13 protein-coding genes are annotated in these 12542 nt (G+C 70.8%); 9 read left to right on the top strand and 4 right to left on the bottom strand.

Annotation, left to right across the window (positions count from 1 at the left end; all coding sequences use genetic code 11):
- Positions 1-40 precede the first annotated feature (40 nt).
- The 5 genes from atpA to DBP14_RS09255 all read left to right on the top strand — a co-directional run bounded on the left by atpA (position 41) and on the right by DBP14_RS09255 (position 5110).
- Entirely contained in the window at positions 41-1633 is a 1593-nt protein-coding gene (atpA, locus tag DBP14_RS09275) for a F0F1 ATP synthase subunit alpha (RefSeq protein ID WP_129306544.1), read from the top strand.
- Positions 1634-1654: 21 nt separating this feature from the next.
- A complete protein-coding gene (locus DBP14_RS09270; protein WP_129306543.1) occupies positions 1655-2584 on the top strand; it encodes a F0F1 ATP synthase subunit gamma in 930 nt (309 codons plus the stop codon).
- Positions 2584-4020, top strand: coding sequence for a F0F1 ATP synthase subunit beta (gene atpD, locus DBP14_RS09265; RefSeq protein WP_129306542.1), 1437 nt, complete (start codon positions 2584-2586; stop codon positions 4018-4020). Before DBP14_RS09270 ends, atpD begins: the two co-directional genes overlap by 1 nt.
- Positions 4021-4132: 112 nt before the next feature.
- Entirely contained in the window at positions 4133-4507 is a 375-nt protein-coding gene (locus DBP14_RS09260; protein ID WP_129306541.1) for a F0F1 ATP synthase subunit epsilon, read from the top strand.
- Between the two features lie 156 nt (positions 4508-4663).
- Positions 4664-5110, top strand: coding sequence for a DUF2550 domain-containing protein (locus DBP14_RS09255; protein ID WP_129306540.1), 447 nt, complete (start codon positions 4664-4666; stop codon positions 5108-5110).
- A 75-nt stretch (positions 5111-5185) separates the two neighbouring features.
- Here DBP14_RS09255 and DBP14_RS09250 read toward each other — a convergent pair whose 3' ends face one another.
- A complete protein-coding gene (locus tag DBP14_RS09250; RefSeq protein ID WP_129306539.1) occupies positions 5186-7012 on the bottom strand; it encodes a glycoside hydrolase family 18 chitinase in 1827 nt (608 codons plus the stop codon).
- A 170-nt stretch (positions 7013-7182) separates the two neighbouring features.
- On the bottom strand, positions 7183-8391 hold the full coding sequence (locus tag DBP14_RS09245; RefSeq protein ID WP_129306538.1) for a cytochrome P450: 1209 nt from the start codon (positions 8389-8391) through the stop codon (positions 7183-7185).
- 266 nt (positions 8392-8657) lie between these two features.
- Between DBP14_RS09245 and DBP14_RS09240 the strand changes: the two genes are divergently transcribed.
- From DBP14_RS09240 to DBP14_RS09225, 4 genes are read left to right on the top strand one after another with little or no spacing between them, the layout of a single operon-like run.
- Positions 8658-9437, top strand: coding sequence for a response regulator transcription factor (locus DBP14_RS09240; protein WP_129306537.1), 780 nt, complete (start codon positions 8658-8660; stop codon positions 9435-9437).
- Entirely contained in the window at positions 9434-10912 is a 1479-nt protein-coding gene (locus tag DBP14_RS09235) for a HAMP domain-containing sensor histidine kinase (protein ID WP_129306536.1), read from the top strand. The genes DBP14_RS09240 and DBP14_RS09235 overlap by 4 nt, the downstream gene beginning before the upstream one ends.
- 55 nt (positions 10913-10967) lie before the next feature.
- On the top strand, positions 10968-11393 hold the full coding sequence (locus tag DBP14_RS09230; protein WP_129306535.1) for a hypothetical protein: 426 nt from the start codon (positions 10968-10970) through the stop codon (positions 11391-11393).
- A gap of 47 nt (positions 11394-11440) precedes the next feature.
- Complete coding sequence (locus tag DBP14_RS09225) at positions 11441-11656, top strand: hypothetical protein (RefSeq protein WP_129306534.1); 216 nt, start codon at positions 11441-11443, stop codon at positions 11654-11656.
- Positions 11657-11674: 18 nt separating this feature from the next.
- Here DBP14_RS09225 and DBP14_RS09220 read toward each other — a convergent pair whose 3' ends face one another.
- Both DBP14_RS09220 and DBP14_RS09215 read right to left on the bottom strand, forming a co-directional pair.
- Positions 11675-12247, bottom strand: a complete 573-nt coding sequence (locus DBP14_RS09220; protein ID WP_129306533.1) for a cob(I)yrinic acid a,c-diamide adenosyltransferase — start codon at positions 12245-12247, stop codon at positions 11675-11677.
- Between the two features lie 98 nt (positions 12248-12345).
- A complete protein-coding gene (locus DBP14_RS09215; RefSeq protein ID WP_277752751.1) occupies positions 12346-12540 on the bottom strand; it encodes an Arc family DNA-binding protein in 195 nt (64 codons plus the stop codon).
- Positions 12541-12542 lie beyond the last annotated feature (2 nt).

Raw genomic sequence — 12542 nt, 5'->3', positions numbered from 1 at the left:
CCAAAGACTTCGGGCCCAACAAGGAGAGCAGGGAACCCAGATGGCGGAGCTCACGATCCGGCCGGAGGAGATCCGGGACGCACTGGAGACTTTCGTCCAGTCGTACAAGCCGGACGCGGCCTCGCGCGAGGAGGTCGGTACGGTCACCCTTGCCGGCGACGGCATCGCGAAGGTCGAGGGCCTGCCCTCGGCCATGGCCAACGAACTGCTGAAGTTCGAGGACGGCACCCTCGGCCTCGCACTGAACCTGGAAGAGCGCGAGATCGGTGCGGTCGTCCTCGGCGAGTTCAGCGGCATCGAGGAGGGCCAGCCGGTGCAGCGCACCGGTGAGGTGCTCTCCGTCGCCGTGGGCGAGGGCTACCTCGGCCGCGTCGTCGACCCGCTCGGCAACCCGATCGACGGCCTCGGCGAGATCGAGACCAGCGGCCGCCGCGCCCTTGAGCTGCAGGCCCCCACGGTCATGCAGCGCAAGTCGGTGCACGAGCCGATGGAGACCGGCTACAAGGCCGTCGACGCGATGACCCCGATCGGCCGCGGTCAGCGTCAGCTGATCATCGGTGACCGTCAGACCGGCAAGACCGCCCTGGCCGTCGACACGATCATCAACCAGCGCGACAACTGGCGCACCGGCGACCCGTCGAAGCAGGTCCGCTGCATCTACGTCGCCATCGGTCAGAAGGGTTCCACCATCGCCTCGGTGCGTGGCTCCCTCGAAGAGGCCGGCGCCCTGGAGTACACGACCATCGTCGCCGCCCCGGCGTCCGACCCGGCCGGCTTCAAGTACCTCGCGCCGTACACCGGTTCGGCCATCGGCCAGCAGTGGATGTACGAGGGCAAGCACGTCCTCATCATCTTCGACGACCTCTCGAAGCAGGCCGACGCCTACCGCGCCGTGTCCCTGCTGCTGCGCCGCCCGCCGGGCCGCGAGGCCTACCCCGGTGACGTCTTCTACCTGCACTCCCGCCTGCTGGAGCGCTGCGCGAAGCTCTCCGACGCCGAGGGCGCGGGCTCGATGACCGGTCTGCCGATCGTCGAGACCAAGGCGAACGACGTGTCGGCGTTCATCCCGACCAACGTCATCTCCATCACCGACGGCCAGTGCTTCCTGGAGTCCGACCTGTTCAACGCCGGCCAGCGCCCGGCCCTGAACGTCGGTATCTCGGTCTCCCGCGTCGGTGGCTCCGCCCAGCACAAGGCGATCCGCCAGGTCTCCGGCCGACTCCGTGTCGACCTCGCCCAGTTCCGCGAGCTGGAGGCCTTCGCCGCCTTCGGTTCCGACCTGGACGCGGCCTCGAAGTCCCAGCTGGAGCGCGGTCAGCGCATGGTCGAGCTGCTCAAGCAGCCGCAGTACCAGCCGATGGCCACCGAGGACCAGGTCATCTCCATCTGGGCCGGCACCACCGGCAAGATGGACGACGTGCCGGTCGCCGACATCCGCCGCTTCGAGAAGGAGCTGCTGGAGTACCTGCACCGCAAGGAGCAGGGCCTCATGACCTCCATCAAGGAGGGCGGCAAGATGTCGGACGACACCCTGCAGGCCATGGCCGACGCCGTCGCGGAGTTCAAGAAGCAGTTCGAGACGGGCGACGGCAAGCTGCTCGGCGAGGACGCTCCGGCCGCTGCCGCCAAGTGACGTAAGGAAGGGACCTGACTCATGGGAGCCCAGCTCCGGGTCTACAAGCGTCGCATCCGATCCGTCACCGCGACCAAGAAGATCACGAAGGCGATGGAGATGATCGCCGCCTCGCGCGTCGTCAAGGCGCAGCGCAAGGTGGCGGCCTCCACCCCCTACGCGACCGAGCTGACCCGCGCGGTCACGGCCGTCGGGACCGGTTCGAACACCAAGCACCCGCTGACCACCGAGGCGGCGTCGGCGACCCGTGCCGCGGTGCTGCTCATCACGAGCGACCGCGGCCTGGCCGGCGCCTTCAACTCCAACGCCATCAAGGCGGCGGAGCGCCTCACCGCGCGTCTGGAGGGCGAGGGCAAGCAGGTCGAGACGTATGTCGTCGGCCGGCGTGGCATCGCCCACTACAACTTCCGTGAGCGCGCCCTCGCGCACTCGTGGACCGGCTTCACGGACGAGCCCACGTACGGCGACGCCAAGCAGGTCGCGGGCCCGCTCATCGAGGCCGTCGAGAAGGACACGGCGGACGGCGGCGTGGACGAACTCCACATCGTCTACACCGAGTTCGTCTCGATGATGACGCAGACGGCCGTCGACAGCCGGCTGCTGCCGCTGCGCCTTGAGGACGTGGCGACGGAGTCGTCCGACGAGGCGTCGCCCAAGGGCGGAGCCCGTCCGCTCTACGAGTTCGAGCCGTCGGCGGAGGACGTCCTCGACGCCCTGCTGCCGCGCTACGTCGAGAGCCGTATCTACAACGCGCTGCTCCAGTCGGCTGCCTCCAAGCACGCCGCCACGCGCCGCGCGATGAAGTCGGCGACCGACAACGCGGGTGAGCTGATCAACACGCTCTCCCGTCTTGCCAACGCGGCCCGCCAGGCCGAAATCACCCAGGAGATCAGCGAGATCGTCGGTGGCGCCAGCGCCCTGGCCGACGCGACCGCGGGGAGTGACAAGTAATGACGACCACTGTTGAGACGGCCGTTGCCACGGGCCGCGTCGCCCGGGTCATCGGCCCGGTCGTCGACGTGGAGTTCCCCGTCGACGCGATGCCGGAGATCTACAACGCCCTGCACGTCGAGGTCGCCGACCCGGCGAACGCGGGCGAGAAGAAGACGCTGACCCTGGAGGTCGCCCAGCACCTGGGTGACGGCCTGGTCCGCACCATCTCGATGCAGCCCACCGACGGTCTGGTCCGCCAGGCCGTGGTGACCGACACCGGCTCGGGCATCAGCGTCCCCGTCGGCGACTTCACCAAGGGCAAGGTGTTCAACACCCTCGGCGAGGTGCTGAACGTCGACGAGACCTACGAGGGCGAGCGCTGGTCCATCCACCGCAAGGCCCCCGCGTTCGACCAGCTCGAGTCGAAGACCGAGATGTTCGAGACGGGCCTGAAGGTCGTCGACCTCCTCACCCCGTACGTCAAGGGCGGCAAGATCGGTCTGTTCGGTGGTGCCGGTGTCGGCAAGACCGTGCTGATCCAGGAAATGATCATGCGTGTCGCCAACCTCCACGAGGGCGTCTCCGTCTTCGCGGGCGTCGGTGAGCGCACCCGTGAGGGCAACGACCTCATCGCGGAGATGGAAGAGTCCGGCGTTCTGGACAAGACCGCGCTGGTCTTCGGCCAGATGGACGAGCCCCCGGGCACCCGTCTGCGCGTCGCGCTGGCCGGCCTGACCATGGCCGAGTACTTCCGTGACGTCCAGAAGCAGGACGTGCTGTTCTTCATCGACAACATCTTCCGCTTCACGCAGGCCGGTTCCGAGGTCTCCACGCTGCTCGGCCGTATGCCGTCCGCGGTGGGTTACCAGCCGAACCTGGCCGACGAGATGGGTCAGCTGCAGGAGCGCATCACCTCGACGCGCGGTCACTCGATCACCTCGATGCAGGCGATCTACGTCCCCGCGGACGACCTGACCGACCCGGCCCCGGCCACCACCTTCGCCCACCTCGACGCGACGACGGTTCTGTCCCGTCCGATCTCCGAGAAGGGCATCTACCCGGCCGTGGACCCGCTGGACTCCACGTCCCGCATCCTGGACCCGCGGTACATCGCGCAGGACCACTACGACGCCGCCATGCGCGTCAAGACGATCCTGCAGAAGTACAAGGACCTCCAGGACATCATCGCGATCCTCGGTATCGACGAGCTCGGCGAGGAGGACAAGCTCGTCGTCCACCGTGCCCGTCGCGTGGAGCGCTTCCTGTCCCAGAACACCCACGCCGCCAAGCAGTTCACCGGCGTGGACGGTTCGGACGTGCCGCTGGAGGAGTCGATCGCGGCGTTCAACGCGATCTGCGACGGCGACTTCGACCACTTCCCGGAGCAGGCGTTCTTCATGTGCGGTGGCCTGGAAGACCTCAAGGCCAACGCCAAGGAGCTGGGCGTCTCCTGACCCCCGGTGACCGTGGTGTGAGGGGGCGGGCGTCCCGCCCCCTCTGCCACGCCCATTAGACTTGTAACCAACACCCGGCGACACCGCCGGGTGGTGACCCGAGGAGCCACCCTTGGCTGCTGAGCTGCACGTCGAGCTGGTCGCTGCCGACCGCCAGGTCTGGTCCGGTGAGGCCCGTCTGGTCGTCGCTCGCACCGCGTCCGGCGACATCGGCGTCATGCCCGGTCACCAGCCGCTGCTCAGCGTGCTGGAGTCGGGCCCGGTGACCATTCGTACGAGCGATGGTGGAACGGTCGTCGCCGCGGTGCACGGCGGTTTCATCTCGTTCGCGGACAACAAGCTGTCGCTGCTGGCGGAGATCGCCGAACTCGCGGACGAGATCGACGTCCAGCGGACCGAGCGTGAGCTGGAGCGCGCGAAGGCGGAGGGCGACGCCATCGCCGAGCGCCGGGCGGACGTCCGGCTGCGAGCGGCGGCGGTGCACTGACCCGAGCCGCGCGTCGTGTGATGACGTACTCAGCCGCGGCCGGCCCGGAGCAATCCGGTGCCGGTCGCGGCTGAGGCAGATGTGGGTGTTTTTTCCGTTTCATTACCTAGTGCTGAACGTAGTTCCACTACCTGGGAGACGAGGAGGTCGGTGCCGATGGTCCTCGCTCTGACTGTGTGCGGGATCGTGGTCGCGCTCGTGGTGGTGGGACTGTTCCTGTTCGGCCTGCGCCGCAGGCTCATCCAGCGCTCGGGCGGCACCTTCGACTGCTCGCTGCGCTGGGAGGTGCCGGAGAAACCCGACGAGGGCGGCAAGGGCTGGAGCTACGGCGTCGCCCGCTACAACGGCGACCGCATCGAGTGGTACCGCGTCTTCTCCTACGGCTTCCGCCCCCGCCGCACCCTGGAGCGCGACCGCATCGAGGTGGCCGGCCGCCGGCTGCCCGAGGGCGAGGAGGAGCTGGCGCTGCTCTCCGACGCGGTGGTCCTCGCCTGCGTCCACCGGGGCACGCGCCTCGAACTCGCCATGAGCGAAGACGCGCTGACCGGATTTCTCGCGTGGCTGGAAGCAGCCCCGCCCGGACAGCGGGTGAACGTGGCGTAGCCTCGTTCACCCTCCCCCAGACGAAGTCCGAAGGCGAGTGAACGAGGCGTAGGCGCTGTACTTACTCGAACTCGGTTACGACAGCCCGCTGCTGAGCGCGCTCACCAGCTCACCGTCGCTGGTGTCGCCGCTGAACTCCCAGAAGAACGCGCCGCCGAGGCCCTGGTTCTTGGCCCAGGCCATCTTCGACTTGATGGTCGACGGGGTGTCGTACGACCACCAGTTGCTGCCGCAGTGCGCGTAGGCCGTGCCGGCGATGGTGCCGGTGACCGGGCAGCTGTTCTTCAGGACGTGGTAGTCCTCGATGCCGGCCTCGTAGGTGCCGGTGGCCGCGCCGGTCGCCGTGCCGCCGGGGGCGTCCTGGGTGACGCCGGTCCAGCCGCGGCCGTAGAAGCCGATGCCGATGAGCAGCTTGTCCGCGGGCACGCCCTGCGCCTTGAACTTGGCCATGGCGTCGGCGGTGTCGAAGTCCTCCTTCGGCATGCCGGAGTACGAGGTGAGCGGGGAGTGCGGGGCGGTCGGGCCCTTGGCGTCCCACGCGCCGAAGAAGTCGTACGTCATCACGTTGAACCAGTCGACGTACTTCGAGGCGCCGGCGTAGTCGGAGGCGTCGATCTTGCCGCCGGCGGAGCCGTCCGCGGTGACGGCGGCGGTGACCAGCTCGCTGCCGAACTTGGCGCGCAGCGCGGACATCACGTTCTTGAACGCGTCCGGGCCGCTGGTGTCACAGCTGAGACCGCAGGCGTTGGGGTACTCCCAGTCGATGTCGATGCCGTCGAAGACGTCGGACCAGCGCGGGTCGTGCACCAGGTCGTAGCAGGACTGGGCGAACGCGGCCGGGTTCTTGGCCGCCTCACCGAAGCCCCCGGACCAGGTCCAGCCGCCGAAGGACCAGATCACCTTGAGGTTCGGGTACTTGGCCTTCAGCTCGCGCAGCTGGTTGAAGTTGCCGCGCAGCGGCTGGTCCCAGGTGTCGGCGACGCCGCTGACGGACTGGTCGGCGGTGAACGCCTTGTCGTAGTCGGCGTAGGAGTCGCCGATCGCGCACTTGCCGCCGGTCACGTTGCCGAAGGCGTAGTTGATGTGCGTGATCTTGGCGGCCGAGCCGGACGTCACCAGGTTCTTGACGTTGTAGTTGCGGGCGTAGATGCCCCAGTCGGTGAAGTAGCCGAGCTTGACCTTGTCACCGCCGCCGGTGGGCGGGGGAGTGGTGCCGCCGCCGGTGGTGTGCACGGCGACCGAGCCGCTGGCCGGGCCGGTCTGGTCGGCGGTGTCGCGGGCCTGCACGCTGTAGGAGTAGTCGGTGCCGGCGGTCAGCCCGCTGTCGGTGTACGAGGTCGACGCGGTGGTGGCGATCTTCTTGCCGTCGCGCAGGACGTCGTAGTTCTTGACGCCCTTGTCGTCGGTGGCGGCGCTCCAGCTCAGCTTCACCGAGGTGTCGGTGATGTTCGAGGCGGTCGGAGTGCCCGGCGCGGAGGGGGCGTTGTCGCCGGGGACGGTCGTGCCGTCGCAGCTGTCGCCGTTGAGCTTGCAGCCCGACGGGTTGCCGGGGCCGCTGCCGTTGAAGCCGAAGGACACCGAGGCGCCGGGGGCGATGGTGCCGTTCCAGCCGACGTTCTTGGCGGTCCAGTGGTCACCGGAGTTGGTGACGGTGGCGTCCCAGGCCGAGGTGACCTTGGTGCCGGAGGGGAAGTCCCACTCCACGGTCCAGGAACTGATGCTGGCCGAACCGGTGTTCTTGATGGTCCACTGGCCGCCGAAGCCGGTCCCCCAGTCACTGGTCTTGGTGAAGGTGGCGGTGGCGTTGCTCGCGGCCTGGGCGGGGCTCGCGAGTCCGACCAGGCCGGCCACGGGGAGCAACAGGGACGCCAACCCTGCCGCGGCCTTGTGTCTGAAGCGCATGCTGCGCCTCCCTCGGTAGTGGGGATGTCAGGGGCATGACTGAGCCTTCACGCCCACGGTGCCGCGAGAATAGAAAGGTCTGGACCACAGGTCAATAGGTCTGGACCACTCTGTGGCAGTGGGCCGTCCGATTTCGGCTGATCCCCAACTCCCGTGCTGCGAGGCGCCAGTTACCAGGTGACGGGCAGTTCCGCCAGGCTGAGGAAGACCGGGTGCTCACGGAACCGCAGCCCGGAGGACGCGCAGGCCAGACGCAGGCCCGGCAGCCGGGCGAAGAGCGAGCCGAGGGCGAGCCTGACCTCCAGCCGGCCCAGCGGAGCACCCAGGCAGAAGTGCGGTCCGTGGCCCCACAGCACATGGCCGGAGGCGTCACGACGGATGTCCAGCCGCTCGGGGTCCGGGAAGACGGCGGGGTCGTGGTTGGCGGCGAGCAGGCTGATCATCACCGACTCGCCCTCCCGCACCAGGGTTTCACCGATCCGGACATCCTCGGTGGCCTGGCGTACGACGCCGTCCTGCACGATCGACCAGAAGCGCATCGACTCCTCCGTGAACTCCGGCAGGAGCGCCCCGCCGTCGGCGAGGACCCGGGCGCGCAGCCCGTCGTCGGTCAGCAGACTCAACGCGCTGAACGCGATCTGCGTGGCGGTCGACTCGTGCCCCGCGACCAGCAGCAGCTTGAGGATGCCCAGCAGTTCGGCGCGGTCGATACCGCCGGTGCGCACATGGCTGACGACGAGCCGGCTGACCAGGTCGTCCCCCGGCGCCCGCTCCTTGGCGCGCGCGGTCTCGTCGAGGAACGCCAGGATCCGGTGGTGCGCGGCCAGGGAGAGCGCCGGGTCGCCGTCCGCGAGCATGATCCGGGTCTGCTCCAGGAAGAACGCGGTGTCGTCGTCCGGAATCCCCAGCAGCCGGGCGATGACCAGCGCCGACACCGTGGCCGCGAAGTCCCCCACCAGATCGGCCGGTCGCGGACCGGACGCCAGCGCGTCGGCCACCTGGTCGGTCACCTCCTGGACCCGGGGCGCGAGCGCGCGCACCCGGCGCCCGGTGAACTCCGGTGCGACCGTCCTGCGCAGCCGGCCGTGTTCCGGATCGTCCATGCGCATGAAGCCGCTCGGCCGGTCGTCGACGGGCACCGGGAAGCGCACCGGAAAACCGGACCGTGTCTCGTCGGCACTCAGCCGGGGGTCCTTGAGCGCGGCCTTCACGTCGTCGTAGCGGGTGATCAGCCAGACCGTCTGCGCCTCACCGGTGCCGGCCGGTAACCGCACCCGCGCCGGCGGGCCGTCACGCACCACCCCGAGGGCCGGCGGAGCCGACATCGGACATTTACGGGCCAGCGGCCAGTCGAGCACGCTGGAGTGTCCACCGGGCATGATCCCTTCCCTTCCCGTACGTGAATTCCCTCGCCACCCGGCAGCCCCGGGCGGCGGGTGCCCCGACCGGACCACACAAGCAGCCGCCACTGACGCCCCGGTGACCGGCCACTGACCTGCGCCGCGCGCGGCGGCGAGCCGTTTCCGGGCGAGGCCGGCACGCCCTGCCGGCCTGGCCGCGTCCACCCTGCCGCGCCCGGCCGCGTCCGCCCTGCCGCCCCCACAGCACGGGGCCGTACCCTGGCCCGCGACGAGGAGGGCGGCCCATGACGGACACGGCCGAAACCGGTGCGGTGCTGGTCGTCGACGACGACGCGGCGATACGGCGCTCACTGGAACGCGGACTCAGACTGAGCGGCTTCGCCGTGCGCACCGCCGCCGACGGCCCCGCCGCGCTCACGGCGATCGAGGACGCGCCGCCCGACGTCCTCGTCCTCGACGTGTCGATGCCCGGCATGAGCGGCATCGACGTCTGCACCCGGCTCCGCGCCCAGGGCCGGGACCTGCCCGTCCTCATGCTCTCCGCGCTGGACGAGACCGCCGACCGCATCGCCGGCCTCCAGGCGGGCGGCGACGACTACCTCGTCAAACCCTTCGCCCTCCAGGAACTGGTGCTGCGCCTGCACGCCCTGCTCCGCCGCCGGCCGCCGACGGGCGGCCGCGAGCTGCTGCGGGTCGCCGACCTCGTCATCGACCCGGCCGCCCGCACCGCCGAACGGGCCGGCACACCGCTGGAGCTGACCCGCCGCGAGTTCGAACTGCTCCAGGTGCTCGCCCGCAACGCCGGACTCGTCCTCACCCGCGACCAGCTCCTGGAACGCGTCTGGGGCTACGACTTCGACGTCCGCACCGACGCCGTCGACACGTTCGTCAGCTATCTGCGCCGCAAACTGGAGGCCGACGGGCAGGCACGGCTGATCCACACCGTGCGCGGCGTCGGCTTCGTCCTCCGCGCGCCGCGAGTCCCGCGAGTCCCGCGAGTCCCGCGGGTCCCGCGGGACTCGCGGGACTCGCGGGACCCGCGGAATCCGAGGGACCCGCGATGAGACTCTCCACCCGCATCGGCCTCGCCGTCGGCTGCACCGTGCCCCTGCTGGTCCTTGCCTCCGGCTGGCTGCTGCTGCACCTGGTCGCCCGGGACCTCCGCCAGACCGAGGACCAGCACCTGCGCCAGCGCGCGCTGGCCGTCGCCCCGGACGCCCGTGCGCTGCTGCGCGCCTCGGCGGGCGACCGCCCCAAGGCCGCCGACACCCGGCAGCGCCGGCTGTTCAGTGCCGCCCTCGACGTCGGCGTACGCGTCGTCGGACCGGACGGGGTGTTCAGCGGCGGCCCCCAGCCCGGCGCCTCGGTGCGCCTGCCCGCCGGGACCACCGGCCCGGTCACCGTCCGCGACGGCGCCCGCGGCTGGCGCGCCCTGGCCCGGCCGCTGCGGGGCGCGGGCGTCTCCGGCACACTGTGGGTCTTCTCGCCCGACACCGCCGACCGCACCCAGGTCCGGCTGGTGAGGCGCCGGGTGTTCCTCACCGCGCTCCTGGCCGCACCCCTGTCCGGCCTGCTCGCCTGGGGCGTCGCCACCGGCGCCGGGGCGCCCCTGCGCCGCCTCACCCGCCGCACCGCCGGGCTCGACCCGCGCACCAGCACGGCCCGGCTCCCCGAGGAGCGCACCGGAGTGCAGGAGGTCGACGAGCTGGCCGCCACCGTGCGCACCGCCCTCGCCCGCTACGACGAGCAGGCCGCCCGAACCGCCGAGGCACTCGACACCGCCCGGTCCTTCTCCTCCGCCGCCGCCCACGAGCTGCGCACCCCGCTGATGAGCATGGGCACCAACCTCGACATCCTCGCCGACCATCCCTCCCTGCCCGCCCCCGACCGCACCGAGGTCCTCGCCGACCTGCGGCGCGAGCACGCGCGGCTGCTCGGCCTGCTGGTCATGCTCCGCGAGCTGGGCCGGGGCGACCTCGTGGAGGCGGAGGCGTTCCGGGCCGTCGACCTCTCCGACGTAGCCGACGCGGCCGTAGCCGAGGCCAGCCGCCGTGCCCCCGACGCCGTACTCGCCCTGGACGCGGCGCCCGGACTCACGGTGCACGGCTGGGAACCGGGCCTCAGGCTGCTGCTCGACAACCTGCTCGGCAACGCCCTCGCCCACGGCCGGGACGCCGGGGGCGCGGCCCGGATACGGGTGACCGTGCGGGCCGGTGCCACGGGCCAGGTCGTGGCCACCGTCGACGACGCCGGGCCCGGCGTACCGCCCGACGCCCGCGTCCGGGTCTTCGAGCGGTTCCAGCGGGGCCCGGCGAGCGCGGGCTCGGGCCTCGGACTCACCCTCGTCGCCCAGCAGGCGGCATTGCATCGGGGGAGCGTCACCGTGACGGACAACCCGGACGGCACCGGGGCGCGCTTCGAGGTCCGGCTGCCCTCGCGCGGCGACGGGCCGCCCGGCCGTCCTCCCGGCCGACGGGACTGGCTGATCGGGACAGTCAGGGCGAACCGGTCACAGAGTTTCCCCAAAGACCGTCCCTAGCCTCCGTCGTGACGGACGGAGGCAATGGCCGTCCGCGTGACGAACGGAGACGCAGATGTACGGACGACGGGGAACCCGCACCCTGCTCGCGGGACTCGCCGTGACGGCCGTCCTCGCCGGTACGGCGGGTACGGCGGCCGCCGACGACGGCACGCCCACGGCCACCCCGGCCGGCACCGGCGCGAAGGGGAGCGGCGACGGGGCCCAGGCGCTGTGCAAGCGGGTGCCGAAGATCGACAAGCGGATCACCCGCGCCCTAAAGCGCCTCGACGCGGGCGCGGACCAGCGCGGATCCGTGGCGCGGCTGCAGAAGCGCGTCGACAACGCCAAGAAGGCCGGCCACACGGAGATCGCGACCTACCTCCAGAACCGCCTGGACTTCCGCACCTCCCTGCGCACCACCCTCCAGCAGCGCCAGAAGGACCTGGCCGCCGTGCGGACCTGGTGCCAGGACAACAACGCCGGCAAGGCGGCGGGCTGATGCGGGCCGGGCGGCGGACGGCCTGCGGGACGAGGGGCCGGGCCGGGGTGTCCACGGCCGTCGGGGCCGCCGTACTCGTGGCGCTCGCCACGGGCTGCTCCCACCACGACGGAGCAGCCACCGGCACCGGCCCCGCCGCCACGGCGACCTCGCCCGCCCCCGCCGGCACACCGTCGGGCTACGCCGAGATGGAGAAGAAGGTGCACGCGGCCGAGTCCGCGGCGAACGCCGCCGACCGGGACGCGGCGAGCGACGGGAAGTGACGGCCGGTGCCGGACGGGTCAGCGTTCGCCGCCCGGCACCCACAGCACGTCCCCGACCTCGATGTTCGCCACCCGGGCCAGGATGAACAGCAGGTCCGAGAGGCGGTTGAGGTAGGTGGCCGTCAGGGGGTTCATGGTGTCGCCGTGGACCTCCAGGGCGGCCCAGGTGGAGCGCTCGGCGCGGCGCACGACCGTGCAGGCCTGGTGCAGCAGGGCCGCGCCGGGGGTGCCGCCGGGCAGGATGAAGGAGCGGAGCTTCTCCAGCCGCTCGTTGAAGCGGTCGCAGTCCGCCTCCAGCTTGTCGATGTAGAACTGCTCGACCCTCAGCGGCGGGTACTCCGGGTTCTCCACGACCGGCGTCGACAGGTCCGCGCCCACGTCGAACAGGTCGTTCTGCACGCGGGTGAGGACCGTGACGACGTCCGCCTCCAGGTCGCCCAGCGCGATGGCGGTGCCGAGGACCGCGTTCGCCTCGTTGGCGTCCGCGTAGGCGGAGATCCGGAGGTCGGTCTTGCCGACCCGGCTCATGTCACCGAGGTTGGTGGTGCCCTTGTCGCCGGTGCGGGTGTAGATACGCGTCAGATTGACCATGCGACCAGCGTAGTTATGCTCCGGCCGTACGGAACACGCGTGTGCCCACTGTCACGGACAGCGCGGCGAACGGAAGGCTGAGTCGCCATCGCGGTGTCTTAGTGTCCGTCGACCGCAGCGAGGTCACGCTCGACCTCCAACCGGTAGACGATCTCGGAGTTGAGAGACCTGCGGGAGGACCTGGCCTGAGCGACCAGCCACTCGTGCAGATCGGCGGGCAGGCGGAGCGTGATGCGCTTCTCTTCACTCATGACCCGAGAATAATGTCTGGTGTCTGCTCGGGGGCCTTCCAGTA

This window comes from Streptomyces sp. L2, from assembly GCF_004124325.1.
Lineage (GTDB): Bacteria > Actinomycetota > Actinomycetes > Streptomycetales > Streptomycetaceae > Streptomyces.
This window is presented reverse-complemented; position numbering and strand designations above follow the sequence as displayed.